General features: G+C 50.8%; 16 protein-coding genes and 1 pseudogene. 7 read left to right on the top strand and 10 right to left on the bottom strand.

Going from position 1 to position 21650, the window contains the following annotated elements; genetic code table 11:
* Window position 1: 1 nt before the first annotated feature.
* Window positions 2-1765 (bottom strand): thiamine pyrophosphate-dependent enzyme, encoded by a 1764-nt coding sequence (locus tag BP71_RS36810; protein WP_496386731.1) that lies wholly within the window; start codon window positions 1763-1765, stop codon window positions 2-4.
* A gap of 314 nt (window positions 1766-2079) precedes the next feature.
* Here BP71_RS36810 and BP71_RS36805 point away from each other — a divergent pair, with 314 nt between their 5' ends.
* A complete protein-coding gene (locus BP71_RS36805; protein ID WP_496386729.1) occupies window positions 2080-2472 on the top strand; it encodes a RidA family protein in 393 nt (130 codons plus the stop codon).
* A 63-nt stretch (window positions 2473-2535) separates the two neighbouring features.
* Here the strand turns inward: BP71_RS36805 and BP71_RS36800 are convergent, their stop codons facing one another.
* From BP71_RS36800 to BP71_RS36770, 7 genes and pseudogenes are all read right to left on the bottom strand, one after another.
* Complete coding sequence (locus tag BP71_RS36800; protein WP_496386727.1) at window positions 2536-3510, bottom strand: helix-turn-helix transcriptional regulator; 975 nt, start codon at window positions 3508-3510, stop codon at window positions 2536-2538.
* Complete coding sequence (locus BP71_RS36795; RefSeq protein WP_496386756.1) at window positions 3507-3803, bottom strand: YdeI/OmpD-associated family protein; 297 nt, start codon at window positions 3801-3803, stop codon at window positions 3507-3509. The genes BP71_RS36800 and BP71_RS36795 overlap by 4 nt, the downstream gene beginning before the upstream one ends.
* A 39-nt stretch (window positions 3804-3842) precedes the next feature.
* Window positions 3843-4106, bottom strand: a pseudogene (locus BP71_RS36790) (YdeI/OmpD-associated family protein); the annotation flags it as partial.
* A gap of 249 nt (window positions 4107-4355) precedes the next feature.
* Complete coding sequence (locus BP71_RS36785; protein ID WP_496386725.1) at window positions 4356-5942, bottom strand: RagB/SusD family nutrient uptake outer membrane protein; 1587 nt, start codon at window positions 5940-5942, stop codon at window positions 4356-4358.
* Window positions 5943-5952: 10 nt separating this feature from the next.
* A complete protein-coding gene (locus BP71_RS36780; protein ID WP_496386723.1) occupies window positions 5953-9447 on the bottom strand; it encodes a SusC/RagA family TonB-linked outer membrane protein in 3495 nt (1164 codons plus the stop codon).
* 199 nt (window positions 9448-9646) lie between these two features.
* The gene (locus tag BP71_RS36775) at window positions 9647-10741 is read right to left on the bottom strand and encodes a FecR family protein (protein WP_496386722.1); all 1095 of its coding nucleotides are present in this window, start codon (window positions 10739-10741) and stop codon (window positions 9647-9649) included.
* An 84-nt stretch (window positions 10742-10825) separates the two neighbouring features.
* The gene (locus BP71_RS36770; protein WP_496386720.1) at window positions 10826-11431 is read right to left on the bottom strand and encodes an RNA polymerase sigma factor; all 606 of its coding nucleotides are present in this window, start codon (window positions 11429-11431) and stop codon (window positions 10826-10828) included.
* A 242-nt stretch (window positions 11432-11673) separates the two neighbouring features.
* Here BP71_RS36770 and BP71_RS36765 point away from each other — a divergent pair, with 242 nt between their 5' ends.
* The 5 genes from BP71_RS36765 to BP71_RS36745 all read left to right on the top strand — a co-directional run bounded on the left by BP71_RS36765 (window position 11674) and on the right by BP71_RS36745 (window position 15882).
* Window positions 11674-12702 (top strand): ATP-binding protein, encoded by a 1029-nt coding sequence (locus BP71_RS36765; RefSeq protein ID WP_496386719.1) that lies wholly within the window; start codon window positions 11674-11676, stop codon window positions 12700-12702.
* Between the two features lie 78 nt (window positions 12703-12780).
* Window positions 12781-13416 carry a response regulator transcription factor gene (locus tag BP71_RS36760; protein WP_496386717.1) on the top strand — a complete coding sequence of 212 codons (636 nt, stop codon included), beginning with the start codon at window positions 12781-12783 and terminating at the stop codon, window positions 13414-13416.
* An 18-nt stretch (window positions 13417-13434) separates the two neighbouring features.
* Window positions 13435-13983: a hypothetical protein gene (locus tag BP71_RS36755; RefSeq protein ID WP_496386716.1), complete on the top strand. Its 549-nt coding sequence runs from the start codon at window positions 13435-13437 to the stop codon at window positions 13981-13983.
* A 10-nt stretch (window positions 13984-13993) separates the two neighbouring features.
* Window positions 13994-14716 (top strand): hypothetical protein, encoded by a 723-nt coding sequence (locus BP71_RS36750; protein WP_496386714.1) that lies wholly within the window; start codon window positions 13994-13996, stop codon window positions 14714-14716.
* A gap of 122 nt (window positions 14717-14838) precedes the next feature.
* Window positions 14839-15882, top strand: a complete 1044-nt coding sequence (locus BP71_RS36745) for a hypothetical protein (protein ID WP_496386712.1) — start codon at window positions 14839-14841, stop codon at window positions 15880-15882.
* A 349-nt stretch (window positions 15883-16231) separates the two neighbouring features.
* On the opposite strand, the gene BP71_RS36740 is transcribed toward BP71_RS36745, so the two are convergent.
* Together BP71_RS36740 and BP71_RS36735 are read right to left on the bottom strand one after the other, a co-directional pair.
* A complete protein-coding gene (locus BP71_RS36740) occupies window positions 16232-17731 on the bottom strand; it encodes a RagB/SusD family nutrient uptake outer membrane protein (protein WP_496386710.1) in 1500 nt (499 codons plus the stop codon).
* Window positions 17732-17743: 12 nt separating this feature from the next.
* On the bottom strand, window positions 17744-20761 hold the full coding sequence (locus BP71_RS36735; protein ID WP_496386708.1) for a SusC/RagA family TonB-linked outer membrane protein: 3018 nt from the start codon (window positions 20759-20761) through the stop codon (window positions 17744-17746).
* Window positions 20762-21484: 723 nt separating this feature from the next.
* Here BP71_RS36735 and BP71_RS36730 point away from each other — a divergent pair.
* Entirely contained in the window at window positions 21485-21640 is a 156-nt protein-coding gene (locus BP71_RS36730) for a chryseobasin-related MNIO class RiPP peptide (RefSeq protein ID WP_496386706.1), read from the top strand.
* The last annotated feature ends 10 nt before the right edge of the window (window positions 21641-21650 follow it).

The raw sequence follows: 21650 nt of genomic DNA, 5'->3' as shown, positions 1-21650 counted from the left end.
ACTATAAATTTTTGAGGCGCGGGTTTTTTCCCAGTATTTGGTTTGGGTCAACCGGAACTTCAATGAGAAGAGAACGGGAGGGGATGCTGTCTATCCTGCTCAGCACTTCATCGAGATTGGCCAGGCCGGGATCCAGTCGCACCGCATCCCAGTTGTTTGCAGTGGCAATCCCGCAGTAATCGATAGTGTGGAGCCGGGAATGGTAATTGTCCGCTCTGACATCCGGCAAAACCTTTTTTAGCCCCTGTTCAACAATGCCTAATGTTTCGTTGTTGAGCAGGAAAACCACCAATCCGAGATTACTTACTTCTCCCATGGAACCGGAAAACAGCCGGAAGCAACCGTCCCCCGTAAACAAAAAAACGGGCTTATCCGGATCAGCCAACTTAGCGCCAATTGCGACGCCAAAAGCTCCTCCCATCGCCGAACCGCGATAGAGGGAATAAAAACGGATTTGGTTATTAGGTCGCTGCGTTACGTATTGGCGGTCTTTGTAGGCCAGACACGTATCATCAATTCCGATCGAATTCGCCGGCCACCATCGGTCAAGTCGTTGATAGAGTATGGACATATCTACGAAGTTATCACCGGCATGGGCAAAAGGCAGATCATTTAAATTACCGGGCGCTTTCTGCATCGGTATGTTGGAAAACGGGAGTTGAGCGGCGGAGTCAATTAAAATTTGCAGCATCAGATCCAATGGAGCGTGAATTTGGTAGTATTTCCCTGCCACAGCGTGCCTCATGCTATTGCCTACCAGTCCATATGCCTGGGGAATATTGCTGAGATAAAATGTAACGGATGCCGACATCTTCGTGAAATTAACCGTGTACTCATCCGGGCATGCGCCGACGACCAGCAATACATCGTTCTCTCCCAATGAATTATATAGCGAAATGGCCTTGTCATTGCCTCCGAATGAAATATAACCATAACCAAAAGGGTTTTGACGACTTACGGCATTTGCGCCATTGATACTCCAGATAGTGGCTCCCTGAAGCGACTCGCTGAGCTGGGTGGTCAGTTCAATCGCGTTTGGGTAACGTGCCATTTCTTCACCGATGAAGATAACGACACGCTTCCCTTCGGTCTCCCGCCGAAACGTAGTCAGAAATTTGTCCGAAGAATGCTTTTCCCTGATTGGGATGTTCGGAAAAGAAATAGCTGGATGCCATTCTGCTTGCGAAGTATTCAACCCTTCATTGTCCAGAGCCAATACGACCGGTTTGGAACGGTCCAGCTGGTTCTTCGCCAGGGAAAGTTGTTCCTTGATAGTCATTTTGTTATCCAGGACGAAAACGGAATCGGGTAGCTCGGCCCGCAATTGCATTAATATATTACTACCATATTCACTGGTGTCTTGTAACGGAGAGAAGCCGGTAGTGCTTCTGTTTGAGATGGGCAGAATGTAGACGGCAGGTATATCGTGCAATTTCGCATCGCTTAATCCACAGCATATCAGCTTGGTAGCCGCGCCAGTTGTCGCAACTGATGCCGCAACCTTGCCGCTTCTTAGGTAATAGCCTAGTGGAATAAATCCGGCGATGTATTCCCCGACAGTCAGAAAAGAAGGGGTTTTTATTGTGTCTCCGAAGTGTGGGTCTAAGTATTTGAGCAAGTGAATAACTCCCCCACCGTTCACTCCCGCGTAGAGCTTAATACCCCAATCGTTTAATGTATGGATAATAATTTGATAGCTATCCAAACTAAATTGTTCACCGACACTCAGGTTGTAAGGCACGGTCTTGTTCGCTTCAAGATTCATAAGATTGTATTTTGGTAGGATAATATATTTTGTTTCCAGCGGCCCTGATCGAATAGCGACCAATTGGAACAACCTGAGCGAATGTAGAAATAGTTTTAATGTGGTATGGTAGAAAATATTGTCGATTTTTGTAGAATTATACCTACAAATATGCTCGCAACAACTTCCGGGTCAGGTTCAGCAGCTGGTTGCTGTTTACCTTCGGTTTTCATTCCCGGTTAAAAAATAACACCTCCATTTAGGGTATGACATACTGCTGTCACAGGGCATCAGCACCTTTGTGATGTCAAACAAATCAACCTTGAACAAGCAAAATGGAAAAGAGAACAATCGACCCCTGGGTCTGGGGTAAATACACGAATTCGGTTCAAGCCGTGGAAATCAGGCAGCCCCAGGGTACTTTATATTGTTCCGGACAGGTGGCACTCGACGGAAATGGTCAACCGGTAGTGGGTGACATGAAAGTCCAATTGGAGCTTACATTCCAGAATTTGGAACAACTGATCAGTGAATCGGGCTACCAGCTTAGCGGGATTGTGAAACTCAACGTGTACACGACTTCTGTGCAAGAGTTTTTTACTTCGGCCGTGGAAACTTATGGGGCCTGGCTGGCGAAACACGGTATCAGACAAACAACTACGCTGCTCGAAGTGAAAGGCCTTTTTGGTGGGCTTACTGTCGAGCTGGAAGCAACGGTGGTAAAGTAACTGCATAAGGTCGCTGACCGACACCGATGGATATTAGACCCTGCGTAGCCTCCTGCAGGGTCTTTATTTCTTGCAAAATGAATTGTAGGCACGCTGCGCAAGCTCGGAAAGATGGCACCGCAGTTCCTCGGGTTCCAGCACTGTTATTGCGTCAGCAAAGGGCAGTAACCATGCGGCCATGTAGGGTAGGGAGCCGATAAAAAATACCAATTCGATCGTGCCGTCTTCGAGGACGCGCTCATTTGCCCAACCGTACTGATTCTTTGTGTCATGCAGATGCTGGACCAGTGCCGGAGTAACAGTTCGTGTCTGAAAATGAATGACCGCTTTTTGCTTTGACCTCCGGCCCGATTCTGCTTCCCAATATTGTTGTAGGGTCTGCCGCCGGTCATCGAAAACCTCCTCGGTTATCATCAGGGTTTTAATCCGATCCAAACGAAAATCCCGGAATGCCTGGCGTAACCGGCAGAAGGCAATGACGTGCCAATGATGGCTTAGATACAAGCCGATCGGCTCGATCTCGCGGACTGTATGCTCGCCTGTTTCCCCGGCGTGGTAACCGACCTTAACAACATAGTGATTGGTTACCGCGGTAATCAGCTGCTGGTACGTGTTAGGCCGGTCCGGAAACGGCGGTGTTTCGAAGACGTGAATATGGGGATTCACTACGTTGAGGTGGTCACGTTCCGCATGCCTGAGTACCGCACGTAACTTATCCATCGCTGTACCAGTTAATTGGGAAGTTGCTGCATCGGTGAAACGGGAAGCCAGTTTTTCGGCAGTGAGTAATGCGATGGCTTCATCGCGTGAAAAGATGACAGGCGGAAGCCGATACCCCTCCATCATAGAAAAGCCTTTCCCCTCCTGTGTTATCACGGGTATTCCAGCACTTTCGAGGGTCCTGATATCACGGTAAATGGTCCGTGTACTGACCGAAAACCTTTGCGCCAATTCACTGGCCGTCAATATCCGTTTCGTTTGAAGCGAAGTAAGCAAAGCCACCAGTCTTGAAATCCGGCTTACATCTGCGTCAATCATGCATCAGCTTTTTTCCACTGGATAATCTTCGGCTTGATTTTCAGCCCGGCACATTCGACTATTTCGCTGAGGCGCTTTTGACGCGTCTCGGGCCGCCTGGCTAACACCAGCCATTGCAATAGATTACGCCGGTCTGATTTACTTAAGGCTAAGAAAAAAGCATTTGCCTGCGGATTTTTAGTGAGCTCGTTCTGGAGATCATCGGGAATAATCATTTCTTGTGCCTGATCCAGAATTGTCCATGAGCCGTTGCCTTTCGCAACTTTAATCACCTGAAAACCGGCCTCTGTCATCCGCCCTTCATGGATGAGCCGCTCGATCTTGGCCTTATTGATTCTGGACCAGGTGCTGTTCGGTTTCCTTCGCGTAAAAAACTGCATATACCGCTCATTATCGATTTGCCTGGACAAACTGTCGATCCAGCCGAAACAAAGCGCTTCATCTACCGCATCGCTCCATGTAAGCATCCGGCCGTTTTCATTTTTTTTGTAGTAGATCAGCCAGACCGATTTTTCCTGAGAATGGTTTTTCTCCAACCAATCTCTCCATTCTTTTCTGTCTGCAGGGCAAAAACTGCCGGGGTTATGGTCTGCCATAATGAATCAAAAGCCGTTTATGTTTTTGATGCAAAAAAATGAAGTGGTGTGACAACAGTATGTCAATACCCATCCGGAAAATTTACCTCGCTGGTGCGGATTCCCCAATAGAGCGCATGGAAAAACCATCGAACGGGTGTGAAAAAAGATATCTTAAGTTTTTAACAATGCAGAGGAGATTGTTTTGCATTCCAATATAATGCAGATGAAGTACGCTTGGCTACCATGCGTACTTCATCTGATTGGATCCTATTGATAACCTTGGTTCAGATTTTTCTCCACTACCGGCACCGGCCAAACGAATGCCTGCGAAGTATAGGGCGTGGAGCCCGGCCCACGGTCGCCGTTGCCGACTTCGGTTTTCAACGCACGCAGGTAGTCGATCCGGTCGCCCTCGCAGAACATCTCGATGAGCCGCTCGTCACTGATCATCTGCTCCGTAATGCTGGCATCGGTTACGTAGCTCGTAGACGATTCGAATGCCACGCCGGCCACGCGTGCGTCCCACGCGCGCTTACGCACAACGTTGAGGTCGGCGGCGGCTTGTTTTTTGTCCCCGGCCCTGAATGCACAAATGGCGCGCGTCAGGTACATTTCGGCCAGCCTTATTTGCGGCACATTGGTGTAGCCGGCGCCCGTGCCCCGTGCGGCTTTGTCGGCCACGATAGTGCGCCACGTCAGGTTCACGCGGGTTTCGTAGAAGCGCCCAGGTACGCGCTGCGCGGCGGGCACATTGGCCGGCTCGCGCACGAAGCAGAGCTGGGTGAAGCGTTTGTCGCGTTTCGCGGCCATGCCGATCGTCGTGTCGGCCTTTGGATTCTGCATCCAGCCGATCCGTTTCAGGGTCTGGTAGTCCATATGGGTTGCCGTCCAGGTGCACACCGTTTTCTGGAACATATTATCGAAGCAGGTCGAATGCAGGTTTTGCTTGCCGTAAGTGATGTCGTAGCTCGGAATGTACATGATCGTTTCCTTCCCGCGTGCCAGTGTGCTTTTGTTGAATGCCTGGATCGGGTCTTCGCTCAGGTCGTAATCGCCTCCGTTCTTGTCGATCACGAACGATGCGAATTCGAGGGCTTTCGGGTAGTTGCCCATCGCGAAATGCGCGCGCGACAGCATGGCCGCAGCCGCGAATTTGTTGGCACGGCCAGCCTGGTAGGAAGCATGCATTTTGCCGGCCAGGAACCGCTCCGGCAATAGTTGCTGCGCCTTCCCAAAGTCGGACAGGATCTGGTCCCATATCTCCTGCACGGTGCCCATTTTGGGATTGGAAGCATCCTGGTAGTCGGCAGCTTTCTTCACGCGGAGCGGTATTTGCTTCGTGTCGTTCGGCCCGCCGGGCACGTAAGCGGTGCAAAAAGTAGTCGCCAGCATGTAATAGGCAAATCCGCGGATGAAATACAGCTCGCCCATAATGCGGTCGAGGTTATACTGCTTGTCCTCCGCCGTCGTGTTCGCGAACGGGTTCCCGCCGGCGTCGTCCACGAACTGAATGGCGTCGTTCACAGACGAAATTGCGTTGTAGGAAGTGTTGAAAATGTCGTCCGTCCAGGCTTTGTTGGCCTCGGTGTCGCGGTACCAGCCCCAGGTTCCGTCGCCGGGTGTGGCCCAGGCCACGTCGTCGGCGACTGCGTTTTTGTATAGATACCAATAGTTATACACGTTGCCCCAGTCACCTTTCGCGAAAAGCAACGCATAAGGGCCCACTACCGCCCGGTCGAATTCGCCGAGCTTGGTCCACGGGCTTTGGACGGGCCTTTCCAGTTCGAAGAAACCTTCGTTTTTACAAGCGCTTACCTGCAAGATCAGCGCTGTGAGAAGTAATATCTTTTTCATATCCGATGATTTAAAATTTGATGGACGCGCCAACCGTGGCGGAAAACAGCTGGGGCAAATCCCATTGATACACCGTCGACTGGCCTTCCGGGTCCCATCCGGGATATTGTGTGAAGGTGTACAGGTTTTCGAGCGTAGCGTAAATGCGCAGGTTCTGGAACAATTTGCGCTGCTCGCGCCGCGGCACCGAATAGCCGAGCGATATAGATTTGATTTTCACAAAATCACCTTTGTATAAAAACTGGTCGGTGTAAATGCGCGGGTCACCCAGCCCTACAATGGAGCCGTCTTCCATTTTGACATTGCCTTTCCAGGTCAGGCGCTGATATTTGGCCAAATCGCCGGGCTTTCGCCAGTAGTTGTCGTACACTTCCTGCAGCTGCTCGCCGTTGGAATTCTGGACCACAATGTCGCGCATGAAGGTGTCGTAAATGTAGTTGCCGCCCGAAAACGTCACCAGAAAGCTGCAATCGAAAGATTTGTAGTTGAACCGGTTGGTAATGCCCCCGTAAAACTTCGGAATGCCGTTTTTGCCTTTGTGGTGGAACAAATTGGCATTTGCATTAGCGCTGTTCGCTGTGAGCAGTACCTCCCGGCCCTCGGCGTCTTTCAAACGGCGGGTTTCGCCGGTTTGCGTGTAATATTCCTTATCAAGCGCATGGATCTGCGAAATACCGGTTTTCGGGTCCACACCGGCAAAGTCGGCGAGGTAATAGTCGCGTACCGGATAGCCCACCTTGGAAATAAACGGCAGCACCGCCATACCCGTCCCGGTCTGGTCTACCTGCGGCGTGAGTTTTTTCACCTCATTACGGTTAAATGCGAGGTTCAGCGATGTCTGCCATTTCAGGTCGCGTGCTTTCAGGTTTGAGGAGGTGACGTTCAGTTCGATCCCGTTGTTGACCAAATCCCCGATATTCCCCCAAATGGAGCTGATTCCAGACGATGTCGGTAACGTGCTCGCCAGCAGCAGGTCCTTCACGTATTTGTTGTAATAGGCCAGCGAACCGTTGATGCGGTTGCCGAAAAAGCCGAAGTCGACGCCCGCATCGAAATTGTTGGTGGTTTCCCATGACAGCGTTTTCACACCGATGGAAGTGAGTACCGTGCCATTGGTAGCCAGCACATCCGAGCTCCCGTAGGCATAACCGGTGGCATAATTGGACACGTCGAGATTGGCCGGAATGCCCGCATTGCCCGTTTGTCCATAGCTTCCACGGAGTTTGATAAAATGGTTTCTGCCAAAATCACCCATAAAGGCCTCGTCGGAAATAATCCAGCCGGCCGAAAAGGCCAGGAAGGTGCCCCACCGGTAATTGGGAGTAAACACCGACGAACCATCGCGGCGAACGCTGACACCCGCCAGATATTTGTCTTTGAACTTGTAATTGGCCCGGCCGAAATAAGCCAGCAGGTAACGCTCCCCATTCAGGCCCGAAAACATGGTGGTGAGGTTGGCCGGCGTACCCAGCTGCGGGTAAGTGCCCACGAGGTTCTGTCCTTCCATGCTGCGGTACCATGACGTGGAGCGTTGCGATTCCACCCCGCCGACGAGGTTCAGCGCGTGATCGCCGAAGCTTTTATCATAGGTCAGGAAAAGATTATAATTGATATTCTTGGATGTGGAAGCATTGTCCTGCGCCATGGAGCCGTTGGACCGGATCGCGTCCGAAACCCAAAAATTGCGATTGGCCTGCACAAAATCCATTGAAAGCTGTGTCCGGGCCGAGAGTCCTTCCAGGAACGGGAAGCGGTATTCGGCGTAAACATCGGTGAGAACGCGGTACATGTCCAGCTGCTCCACCATGTTGGCGGGGTCACTGCTCGCACGCGGGTTGCCGGTATAGGGATTGTAATATAATGCAGGATTTCGCAGACTGTAAACCGGTTCGAAAGGCACGGTAGTGGCGTTCACAAAACTGAAACCGCCATTGGTGCCGCTTTTATTGCCGTCCTCGCTGGCCGTGCCGTTTTTCCCCCGGTTACCTTTCGACATGGACAGGTTGATCTTCGTGCCGATGTCCAGCCGGGGAAGCGGTTTCAGGTCGATGTTCGCCCGCACGCCGATGCGTTGGAGGTCCTCGTTCGTCATCACACTCTTATCCTTCCGGTAATTGCCGGAAACGTAGTATTTGGTGATCTTGTCGCCGCCCATCACCGATAGGTTCGCGTTATGAAAACTGCCTGTGCGGGTCACTTCTTTACGCCAGTCGGTGTGCGTGGATTCGGCCTGCTCGCGGGTGAGGAATTCGGTGGCAAAGGGTTTCCCGGAATAAAAATCGCTCATTTCAAACGGCCCGAGCCCATAGGCTTGTTTGGACTCGTCCTTCATTTGAAACCATTGTTTGGTATCCAGAAACTGCACTTGCTGGAAAGGCAGCTGCGAAATGCCCGTGCTGTAATCGAGATTGACCGACGCCTTGCCCGTTGCACCTGATTTGGTGGTGACCATGATCACCCCATTGGACCCGCGCGAACCATAAATGGACGTCGCCGCGGCGTCTTTGAGGACCTGAATGGATTCAATATCGGACTGATTGATGAGCGCCATCGGCGACTGCGCCGCCGAGCCGTTGTTGCCAATCGTCACGTCGGTGAGGATAGGAACGCCGTCAATGATCCAGAGTGGGCTCGTACCGGCGCTGATGGAGCTCAGGCCGCGGATGGTAATGTTTACCGCCGCCCCCAGCCGGCCGGACGACGACTGCACGCTCACGCCCGAAGCCTGTCCCTGCATTAATGCGCTGAAATTGGTCGAGCCCGATGACGTTTCGAGCACTTCCGATTTGATCGTCGAAATGCTGCCGATCACATCCTTCCGTTTTTGTGAGCCATATCCTACGACGACCACGTCTTCCAGTGATTTCTCATTGACTTTCAGTGAAATATCCAGTATCCGGCGCGTGCCTATCACCTCTTCCTGTGAAATATAGCCCACGAATGAAAAGATGAGCACCGCCTGCTCGTCGGGCACATCGAGCTGGAATGCGCCGGCGGCGTCGGAAGTCGTGCCTTTCTGGGTACCTTTTAAAACAATGCTCACGCCGGGCAGCGTTGCGCCTGTCGGGTCGGTCACTTTTCCGCTGATTTTCAGGTCGGCGTCGATCATCGTTTCGCCGGATTCGGTTGGTGGCGGCAACTTTTCGGTTTTATCGAGCACGATCTGCCGGCCCGAAACTTCCCACGTGAGATGCAGCGGACGGAGCAGTTTTTCGAGCACTTCGCCCACCGTCGCGTTCGTGAGCTGGAGAGTTACGCGCCGCTCGCTGTCGATCACGCGCGAGCTGTACACAAATTTCACTTTGGAGCTCTTTTCTACCACCTGCAAAGCATTCCGGATCTTCTGATCGACGATCCTTACGCTGACGGTCTGGCCGAGAATATCCTGCGCATCCGTGGTGCCGGCGGAAGCCAGCCCGGCAAAAACGGCGAACAGTAGAAGCTGGTAAAAGGTAAGTTTCATAGTAGTCCACAGCAGCTGTTGTAATCGTTGCTTTCTTTGCATACTTTCGTTTTGTTAAAATTTGAGAAGTTTTGACATGCTGATCCGGTTCATCTGCCAGGATGAAAAGGATCTTCGGGCCGGCAAAGCGACAACTTTGCCGGCTTTCTTTTTTGTTCATGATAATCGGATGGTCAGCGTTTCATAGGCATCGGGTTCAGGGTTGAAATGGAAGTTGTGGTTAAAAGGGCGGTCATTTTGTTCAATCGCAGCCTTTGCCGGTGACTACGATCTTTCCGCCCACGGTTTCGTAGCCCGCCCGCACGGCCTTGCACAGCAGTTTCAGTTTCTCATTCAGCGGCTCGCCCGTCAGCGAGGCGGTGACGGGGCATTTGCCGATAACGGTGGAGTCATATACGATTGTGATGCCGTATGCTTTTTCCAGTTCCGTAAAAATTTCGCCCACCGGTTTTTCTTCGTACTCAAATGTCATGACTTCCTCTGCAACGGGCTGTTCCGTTTGCGTGCGGGCGTCCATGCGCAGAATGCGGTCACCCGCGTAGACGGCTTGCTGGTTTGCGGATAGCAGCAGCCCTTTAAGCGATCGGTCAGCGTGCGCGGTTTTTACATCTTTACCAGTGGCCTCGTACACCGAAACCAGCCCGGTGTTCACCGACACGCTGATCTGCTGCCGGGGATAGGCCCGTATGTTGAAACTCGTGCCTAATACTTTGGTAATGATTTGGTTGGCGTGCACGTAAAAAGGTTTTTCAGGATTGCGCGCGATCTCGAAAAAGCCTTCGCCGGTCAGGTACACCTCGCGTGATATCTTGTCGAATGCCGTCGGGTAGGAGAGCATGCTGCCTTTTTTGAGGATCACCGAGCTCCCGTCGGGCAGGTTCACAAGCCGTACGGTCTTTGTCATGTTTTTGACTTCAATGAGATCATACTTTTCTGCGGCACGAGCTACGAGGTGCGTGTAGGACTCCTGCGGAAGCCTGTTTTCTCGCATCAAAAACCATCCCGAAAGCACCAGCAGCCCGCTTATACAGGCCGCAACAACCCATTTCGGGAAGTACTGCCAAATGGTCTGCCGCACCGGCTCCACCCGGTCGATCTCGCTGAAAATGGAGTCCTTCAATGCGCCCAGTTCGGCCTCGGTAATTTCGGGTCCGGGCAGATTTTGCGTGATCAGCACGAGCTGTCGCGCGGTCTCCACAGCCGGGCGTTTGAACGGGTAGGTTTCGAGCCAGTTTTGCCAGAAAGTTTCAGCGGCTATATCCGTCGATTTGACCCAATGAATGAAAAAATCATCGCGGGCGAAATCCTCCGGTTCGTAATCCAGGTAATTTGTCATTGGTATTTAAATGGGAAATATTTGCCCTTTTGATATACAGATGACGGCCTCCGGGTTTTACTACCAAAGTAAAATGCAGTTTTTTTAGAAAATTTTCTCAAACAGCCCCTGGCAGAGCAGGAAGCAGAGGACGAGGTTCTTGCGCAGCTTGGTCAATGCGTTTTGGAGCGTGTTGGCGACGGTTTGTTCGCGCAGTTCCAGCATGGCGGCAATCTCCCTGATTTTGAGGTCCGAGAAATATTTAAGAGAAATTATTTCGCGCTCGCGATCGGAGAGCACGCTGAGCGATTGCGACAGACGACGACTACGCTGGCTTTCGGTTTCGCTCACCACCCAGTCGGTCTCGGGCGAAGGTTGCGCGTCGATGATGGTTTCCCATTCGCCGGGCGCGATCGGGCGGGCGGCAGCCATTTGTTTGAGCAACACGCGGCGGAGGCTTCGGAGAAGGTAGAACTTAACCTGTACGCGCGGGGCGAGGTTGGCCCGGTACAGCCATATGTCCACAAATACGTCCTGGATGGCATCTTTGGCCATTGTTTTACTGTTGCAGACCCGATAGCCGTACACAAGCAGCTGCCGCGCGTAGGCGTCAAAAAGCGCACCCAGCGCATTCCTGTCGCCTTCGATGATGGCGGTCCAGCGCCGCTGATCTTCGGCAGCATCCTCTTTTTTGTATTGATATCCTTGCATGTGCGTTGCCCAACCAAAAGTTTTGGTAGTTGGATAAGACGAAAATGCGGAATTCTACCGCTTTCCCAGCGCATCTGTCCCTCATTGGGCGGGAAGCCGTGCGGATCAAGTTGCAGCAGTTTTTATTAAATGGTTAAACATTGACATGGTAAGCGCTTACATTTAAGTAATTTAACTTGAATGGTAAGGTACTTATGCTCAGACCGTCGTGTTACATATTTCCGCTTATTTGTCTTCTCGGCATGGCTTCCAACGCCATTGCCCGAACGCGGATCGACAGTGTGCTGGTGCAGGGGAAAACGGTCTCGTTCAAGGTGGGGGATCGGCTGCATTTTGGTGCTTCCGACGATGATCTTACATTTATTTTTTCTTCCGAAAACAGTACGCATTACCGGTACCGGTTGCAGGGTTTTGACAATGCCTGGATCACCAGCCGGTATCCGGTAGCCAGGTACACCAACCTGAAAGGCGGGAATTACGAATTGGTAGTGGAAAGCACAGCGGGTAATGCGTTGCCCGGACGCGCCTCCCTCGCATTCTCCGTCGAGCGCGGGCTTACCGAGGAATGGTGGTTCATTCCGATGGTGATAGCTTATGTGCTCCTGCTGCTGGGCACGCTGATGTATCTTTTCTTTTTGTATCATTTTAAACAAAATCTGAAAGTACAGGCGATGCGCAACCGCATTGCCGCCGACCTGCACGATGAGGTAGGGGCTACGCTGAGCAGCATTGCCATGGCTACGAATATGGTGCAGCGTAAGCTCGGCGATGCCGTGGAGGTGCACGACCTGCTCGCCAACATCCAGTCCGATTCCGAAGATACGATCCACATGATCCGCGACACGGTGTGGACGATCAATCCCGACAATGATGCGCCGGAGAAGCTGTTCGAGAAAATGCGCTCGATGGCTTTTCAGATGCTGGCCGTGCGCGAAATCCGGGTGGAGTTCGAGAATACGGTCCGGAATGTGAACAGGCTCAAAATCAGCGTAGACCAGCGGCGCAATGTGTACCTGATGTTTAAGGAGGCGTTGAACAACATTGCCCGGCATTCGGCGGCACGGAATGTGACGGTGCGGATCAGCGAGTCGGCGGAGGGCGTTCTCATTGCCATGGAGGACGACGGCGGCGGCTTCGACCCCGATAAGCCGGTGGAAGGCAATGGTCTGCGCAACTTCCGCAACCGCGCAGCCGGCAGTTTCATCGATTTCGCCATTGACTCGGCGCCGGGAAAGGGAACCCGCATTTCGATGGTCGTGCCTGAGCTCTGACCGAAAAACCACCAGAATTGCGGGGTAGGATTTAGCCTGCCGATCGGGATTTTTACAGCTCAAATAACATTGCACGCCATGATACGGATTGTTCTATTTGAGGATAACAAAAGTTTCAGGCAAAACCTGGGGCTGTTCCTGACCGGCTCGGACGAGGTGAACCTGGTAGGATCTTACGAAGACGCCAATGAGGCGGAAGCCAGAGTGCGGCGGCTCAAACCGGACGTCGTGCTGATGGACATTCAGATGCCCGGCATTTCGGGCATAGATGCCATGAAGCTCATCAAAGCCGCGAGCCCGGAGGTGAAGGTGCTTATTCAGACCGTTTTTGACGATGATTACCGTGTGTTTGCGGCCATTTGCGGAGGCGCGTCGGGTTACGTTCTCAAAAATCCCGACCCGGAACTGATTCTCCAAGCCGTGCGTGACGTGGCAGGCGGAGGCGCGCATATGTCGCCGGCGATCGCGGCAAAGGTTTTTGCGATGTTTCAGCACCAGTTTGTGAAAGCACAGCCGACCTACGTGGAGCTTACCGACCGCGAGCGTGAGGTGCTGGGGTGCATGGTGAAGGGAATGAGCTACAAAATGATTGCCGAAGCCTGCTTTTTGAGCTACCATACGGTGCATTGGCATGTCAGGAATATTTATGAAAAGCTCCACGTGAACTCCGCGCCGGAAGCGGTGGCGAAGGCGATCAATGGAAAGTTAGTATAAACCATAAACACCTCAAACATGAGCAAGAAACATATTGTCGGCCCGAAAATAACGGAAGTTGCCATGGCGGAGAACCCGCAACTTGCGCGATTTGAAGCGCAAATCCGTGAAAAAATGAAGAAAGACTGGGAAGTGCTGACCTATTGGAACGGCACTACTCCGAAAGTTATCCGTATCCCGAAAGAAGAGCTGGAAAATGCATTGGATGCGGGGTTCAATTGCCTGGAAGTAGCTGTTAAAAACATCACTGATCCTGCCCTGGTTGAATTTGAGCACAGTTATACCAAAAGAAGGCTCATCCTTACCAAGAAGCCGCTTCCATTGTCGGGAAACCTGGAAGTGACCGATCTCCGCGCCATTGCCATTAGCGACAGTTTTGCAGCGAATTATGACCGGGTTACATTTGTTTGCCGGCTGAATGAATTGAAACGGGCCCCTTTCACCAGCGCCTATTTTTACACGCTCTGCAAGGTGGGGGCAAACATCGTTTTGTATATCGATTTTTTCAAAGGTAGTATTTTCAACGGTTCTGCTACAAAAGGCGTTAAAGTCCCTTCTTCATCCTAAGCCATACCCTATGAGTCCGGAAGAGGAATTTTACAACAAGCTTTTCATTCAGTTCGGGCAGGTTACGGTCGCCGCGATGTTCCTTCCGGTCATCGTGGCGCTGGTGCATTACAAGCGACTCAACCGGCCGGCCCGGATATTTTTCTGCTACCTCATCGTCGCGATCCTGGCCAATTTGCTCGAACAGGCGTTTATCTGGTCGGTAAACCACCAGACCGATTTCTGGATGCCTTTCCTCACGAGATGGGGGATAGGGGACACCAACTTCCTGGGCATTCTCTCGTATCTGAACGATTTCATTTTGCTGGGCTGGTTTTTCAGCGAGGCCATTGCCGCACCGGCGTTCGGTACATGGATAAGGCGGGCGGCTGCATTGTTCGCCGTTTTCGCGGTGATTGATTACATCTGGATCACGGGCTACAATGTTACCGGTGTGCTTACCCCCACGCTCGACGGTTTTTTTGCTTCCATACTGCCGCTGATGCTGCTCGGCTACATGGTCCGCCGTGATCACAGGGTTTCCATTTACAAAATCCCCTATTTCTGGTTTTGCTGTGGGTTAATAGTCGCCCATTTGCTCGCATTGCTGTTTTTTATGGCTGGGGAAAAGATTTACGACACTGATTTTAAACTCTACGTACAGCTCTACCTCACGGGCAATGTGCTGAATATCATCGCGCAGCTGCTTTATGCGGTCGGGTTCCGGCGTGCACGGATGCTGCGCTACCTGTGAGGCAGCATGTAGGAACAATACCACCACATTTGGCGGGTACGGCCAGGGCATTTAATGCGGAACTTTGAATCGTCGGTAACGGCATTTCAACCATTCTGTTTCACAATTAAACCTTAAAGGCCATGTCTGAAATCAAAATGTCGCAGGTGATGGAGTTGAACGATCCCAAACTCCTCAAAATCGCAACGCGTATCATACGCGAAGTGGAACTGGCTGCCGAAAAAGTAGCGGTCAATTTTACTCAGAAAGCCAGGTATCCCATTTCAGCGGATGCCGATTCGTTCGAAAACGTGCTCAAATCGCGTTTTGAAACACTGCCGGCCGCAGCCAAACAAAAAGCATCGGCGAAAGCATCGGCCAGCATTGCCTCCGCCAGCAACCTGAGAAGCAGACGTTTCGGCGATCTGGCGGGCATCAAGCTCGATACCGCCACATCCATCGACAGCCAGGTAAAAGCCATTGCTTTCCCCCCGGCGCTGAAATTCACACCAGCCGAAATCGCGAATATCAATAACGTGTTCGCCGTGGAGGCCGTCAGCGCCTCGGCAACACCCGTTACCAGCAAGCTCGCCTTGCGGATCCACCGCGTGAAATGCGTGGACGAAACCGGCAACTGGTTGCAGGAACGCGCCGGCGACGACGAGATAGACCTTGGCGGAACGAGCGTGGATGAAACGGGCGATACCGGGAAAATCTTCAAGTTCCGGGTTAACAGTAGCTTCGACGATGGTGAGGTTACCACCTATAACCCGCCCCGCCAGTTTACGTTCTTCAACCTGACGGAAGGCAACACATTCCCGAAAAGCTACATTGTGACGCTCGTGTTGTCAGAAGCGGATATGGGCGGTTTTCCGGAGTTCATCAACAAGCTGTTCGACCTGGTGAAAGCAAAAGTGAAAAAAGCGATCGAGGACGCAGGACTGGTTTTCGGCGCGGTAATGGGCGCGGTACTGGCGCGCGTGATCGGATATGTGGTTGACCGCATTTGCACGCTGATCATCGACATCTGGAATGACGATGTGTTTACCCCGCTTAGCGTATCGATCTCCATCCCGTCGCTTTCGACCCGCTGGAACGGCAGAACCGACAGTCCCGAGCAGATCCTGCGCTTCAAAGGCCACGGTGGCGAGTACCATCTTACTTATGACTGGCAGTTATTTGCCTGATAAGCATTTTGGTGGTGTAAAACGGCCTGCACTTTTAGCGCAGGCCATTTTGATATTATGCCTCGCGCAGGGAACAGGATTTTACGATGCCTTTTCCTCTCAAGATCATCGTACAATTTGCTTTTGGGGATGTTTATTTGCAGACATGCCGTGTTTACAGGAAGAATGTCTCTGGCAGAGAGGTAGCGGTAAAATGTGTATTAGCGTGAAATGATGTTTTGTTTCATCGGTGTCTATATGGGGCGGCGGATTCGCCAATTTATTTCGTGTTAGGAAATAGTCAAATCCAGGACAGCAGACAGGAAACCTGTCCGCTGTCCGCATAATACTCAAGTAGCATGTGCTGTCACTATGGATTTTGAGTCAGATTCTTGTTTTGGTCTATTTCTGTTTGCGGAATAAAGAACACCACCCTGGGGTCGGTTGGCAACACAGTCTGACGTATATCCGTAGTAGGAGTGTTGTTTTGCGAGTGAGTTCCCGGATAGTTGCGCACCATTGGACGTTCGTTACGGAACAAATCGTAAACACGATGTCCTTCAAATGCCAATTCCAGGAAACGTTCTTCCAGCACTACATCCAGAATCGTCTTACCAGCGGCCGCCATGCTGGCTGTGGTATATAAAGCTGTTCCCGACAGCCCGGCCCGGGTACGAATCAGGTTCACATCGGCCAGCGCGTCGGCAACCTTTCCGAGTTTTGCATTTGCCTCTGCCCTGACCAGGTGTATATCAGCCAGACGGAGATATACAGGGGAAGACGCATTGATCACATTGTCCTGCAGGGTATACTTGTTGATATAGTACATTGGCGTGGCAGGCGTCAGCTTTTTGTTGGTCTGCAACACTCCATTCAGAACATAAGGGGTAACAAAGGATTTCCTTAAATCTTCCGGGTGCTGGCCAAGTAAGTCGACATACTTTTGAGAAGCGTACAATTCGGCCCATCCGCTTACGCCCTGCGCCAGCGGAGCGCCTGATCTGTCGGAGCTGATATACATGGTGCTGATCCCGGCAATCTGAACGCTGGTATGGCGAACCGCGAAAATTGTTTCCGTATTGTTTTCGGGGACAAGCCTGAAATAGTTGGGGAAATTGGAAGACGACAGCAAGGTGTACCGCCCGCTTTCGATGACCATGTTGGCATATTTCAATGCATTTGCGTTATCACCTTTGAATAAGTAGACCTTGGCGAGCAATGCATAGGCAACCTCTTTGGAGGCGTAAATATTTGATTTCTTCACGGTCATCAGATCTGCGGCCTGCAAAAGGTCGGCAATCACAAAATCATACACTTCTTTTACCGTCGATCGTGGCAAAGCAGTGACAGCATTGTCATCAAGCCCGTCACGCAAAATAGGCACACCGGGATTTTCTCCATTTTTCTGAGGATATGGCCTTCCAAACATTCTGACCATATTGAAGTGGGCCATCGCGCGCAGGTACATATTTTCCCCTTTCAGCTGGCGCAGCTCGACCGAGGCGTCGTTTGACACAAAACCGATTACCTTATTGGTTGCGGCAATCACCTTGTAGCACTGGCTCCAATAGGCCGTTGCATGCGTAGAGGTGTTGATATGGGTGTACCGGTAAATCCGGGTGAAGTCGTTGGATGAAATCTGCCCCTGCGCGATCTCGTCACTAGGGTACTCCATCATAACATGACCGCTGTACGTATAATTGGCTTTATTCAAAAAAGCATATGTGCCGATTGTCACAGTCTGTACATCCGATTCGTTGGCCAGCGCAGTAGTTTCGTCAATGGAGGTAGTCGGATCGAAATATTGCTCACATGAAAGCATGGATACCAATCCGAGTGCCAATACTAATTTTGATTTTATGAATTTCATATCTCTGAAATATTACAATGTGAAATTGATACCAAAAAGCAGCTTGCGGCTGATCGGATATTTGATACTGGAAAGACCTGGCGTATCTTCAAAAGACATGGACGACTCAGGATCCGGACCGGTAAATTTGGTACCTGTCCATAGGTTATCCGCACTTACGAAAATGTTTGCGCGGGAGAATCCAATGCGTTTAACTGCGGCAACCGGGATGTCGTAGCCCAGGCGAACGTTACGCAAACGTATAAAACTGCCATCTTCCAGGTAGCGTGAGGAAGATTGATTAGAATCTTTGTTACCGCCTACGATCGGCTTTGGATGCGTTGCAATATCCCCCGGCTTTTCCCAGCGCGACCATTCTTTTGGCAGCACCATGTTGTTGTAGCTTTCGTACAGACCGTCGTTATCGAAGTAGAAGCGGCTTTCGTTATACACCCAGTTGCCGGACACAAAATTAAAGAACGCGGAGAATGTAAACCCTTTGTAAGACAATGTGTTGGTGATTCCTCCGGTGAATGTGGGATTGGTAGACTTACCGGTAAACTGACGTGACTGTGCCGTTTGAACAGAACTGTATGAATTGGTCAGCTCTTTTGTAACATTGCCACTGGCGTCTGTAACCACCTTCTCCCATTGCGGATCGCCGTTTTCGGGATTTACGCCTGCCCAGATCGGTAGATTGAATTCGCCCATGTCGTGTCCTGCTGCCAGCGGCAGACGGTTACCGGGACGGAAAGTCGCCGCGCCACCACTCAGTTCAAGGATTTTATTGCGGTTGAAAGCCATGTTCAAATTAGTTTCCCAGGTCAGCTGCTTGCCAGTCAGGTTATTTGAAGTCACACTGAATTCAATGCCCTTGTTCCGCACGGACCCGGCGTTTACCCAAACGTAGCTGTAACCCGTCGTGGCTGTCAGCGGTTTTTGATAAAGCAGGTCTTCCGATTTCTTGTTGTAAATATCCACTGCAAGGTCTACGCGGCCCCACAGGCTGACATCGATACCCACGTTTGAGGATTTGATCTTTTCCCAGGTAAGGTCAGGATTTCCTTTTTGAAAAGGGGAAGCACCTGGAATTCCTGCGTAGCTGGCATCTTGTGAAATCGTATAAAGTCCCAATGAGGCAAAGTTCGGTATGGAAGCATTTCCGACAATTCCGTGGCTTAAACGCAGTTTCGCGAAAGTCAGAACCTTATTGTTTTTCAGGAAATTTTCATTGCTAAGCACCCAGGAAGCGCCGAATTGATAGAAATTGGCACTTGAATTGTTCTTGCCAAACAGAGAAGAGAATTCATTTACCAGCGATCCCACCAAGAAATAGCGGTTATCGTAATTGTAATCAGCCTGGCCGAGAAACTTACGAAACGCAACTTGCTCGCTGTAACCCGTGGGCGAAACCAGAATATCCGTTGCGACCGACAACACATCCTGTCCTGCCGGCAGACCTTTTCCGGAAACGGTATTGTATGCATTAAAAGAGGTCTCCGCTTCGGCCACGCCCAACACCGTCAGGCTGTGCTTTCCAAATTCCTCGGAATAACGCACGCGATTGGAAGTCAGCAAACGGTAATTGTTGCTGTTATTATTATAAAGTTCGCCGCCATTAGCGCCTCCCTGTTTGGTGCGCCGGTCATAATAAGTGGCACCGGATCCGTTTCCAAATACTGCCCGATTATAGCTCGATAACGTGATTTTGTCTGTCAGATCGTAATCCAGGTTAACGTCGAGGCTGGTTCTCAGGCTCTTTGCATTGGCGAAGTTGTACTGGATCGAGTGTAGGAAGTTTTCGCGGTCCCGGCCTAGCCAGTTAGGGTAGGAGCGACCGTCCGTCGGTTCCCCATTTTCGTATGCGGGATCAAAAGGCAGGTTCACATAGGCATCATACAACGTATTGCTGTTTTGATAGTTATCTCTGGTGTACTGCGCATTGAAAAGCACCGCGCCCGTCAGCCTTTTGGTCAGTTGCGATTTGAGGTTGGTCCGAAAGTTGTATCCTGTCTTATCATTTTCAACAACCGTTCCCTGCTCTTTATAATAATTGCCGGAAACATAAAAAGTAGTTTTGTCCGAACCTCCCGAAAGCGAAACGTTATGATTATTGACAAATGCAGTGCGGAAAGCCTCGTTCCACCAGTTGGTGTTACGTTGTAAAACAGACTGATCTCTCGGATAGAAAGTGCTCTGAAAATCGTACAATTCCTGCGCATTCATCATCCGGAACTTGCCCATTGTAGCCTCCGCAAATCCAAATGTGTTGTTCACATTGATTTCCGTTTTGCCGGCTTTCCCCATTTTAGTATTGACGATGATCACTCCATTTGCGGCGCGTGAACCGTACAACCCAGTCGCGGCAACGTCTTTCAGGACGGTAACACTCTCCACATCCACCGGGTTATAGGTACCGTCGATATTACCATCGACCACGTACAAAGGTGAACTTCCCGCTGAAAGCGTACCGGATCCACGGATCACAACCCTTGCAGCGCTGGTAGGATCCCCCGAGCCGGTAGAAACAACCACGCCCGGAGCCTTTCCCTGCAACAGGTTTGGAAGTTCGTTGGACGTTACATCCCGGAGTTTCTTGCTGCTGATCGTAGATACTGCGCTTGATAAATAGCGCACTTTTTTGGCAGAATAACCTACCACTACCACCTCATCCAAACCTTTTGCGTCGGATTCCAGGACTACATTCAGATTCGTGGGACCGTCTATAATTACTTCTTTGCTGGCGTAGCCTATGAAGCTGAAAATGAGCGTGGTGCCGGGAGTTGTCAGGTTGATGCTGAACGTTCCGTCTAAACCGGTCGTGGTCCCCTTGTTGGTCCCTTTTTCGACTATGCTGACCCCGGGAAGATCTTCCTTGTCGTTGGAAACAACTTTTCCGGTTACGGTATAATCGAGCCGTTTCGAAGTACTTTTTAGCGCCCCTTTTGCATTCCCGCCGTGTACAGCTGCCAGTGAAGCCTGTAAGCTTCCGGTCAGCGAAACCGCTGCAAGCAGTGAGAGCTGCAGAAACTGTTTGTATTGATCTTTCATTTCAGGAACATTAAATTTGATGGGCATAATGCCCGTAGAAGTTTTCTAAGTGAGTAGTGCGGTGAAACCCTCAGAGGGTACTGGACAAGCGGGACCAAACTTTCTTGTGTTGCTTTCGTTGTTTTACTTCATGGGGATATGGTTTTGTGTTGACATAGAAATCCCTCCAGGAATGAAAGCTGGTCGTGACGCCGTTTCATTCCCAATCGATTATCATCAAGTATCAGGGAGGTGAACAAATGTATACACAAAATGTGTGCGCACACACTCAAAAATAAAAATTACTGAATTTTTCTGATCCAGAAGAAAATTTTCCTGTAATGTCGACTCGGGAAAGTTAATTTGCCTTTTTATTGATCTTGCGATAAGATTAGCCGGTATTTTTTTTAAATCGTGACTACGCTTCAGGCAATGTTAAAGGGATCAGGGTGGTGGTCAATTACTGAGTCGGTGGAATTGCTCATACTCCTTAGACTCACTGGATTTACAACCAGGTTGGAAAATTAAGATAGTTGCCGTCGGCAAATACGTCGGAATGGAAGCCGAAGGTTCCGGGTATGATTATTCGGAAAGTGATCCTGTTTAAATAAATACATTTTAAGTGCGTCAGACCTATCCGCGGGACTTTTTGTTTTTGAGGAATTTAGTCATCGGCGGTTACAACCAAATGTATGGGAATTACATCTTTCCCATGTATTCTAATTCACCTTAACGGATAGTATTATGAAAATCTCAAAATCAGTATTGCAGGCAGTCGCGATTGCGGTTACCGTCACTGCGCTTGCCACTGCTTGCACAGACAATTCTGTGGGCCCGAACGGCGAAAAAACGAGCAAAACCAAAACGATGGATAGCTGCCCTGCTTGCGGGATGGGTTGAGCCTGCACCT

The organism is Dyadobacter ginsengisoli DSM 21015, assembly GCF_059568735.1.
The sequence above is the reverse complement of the archived record's forward strand: the minus strand, read 5'-3'. Positions and strand labels throughout refer to the sequence as shown.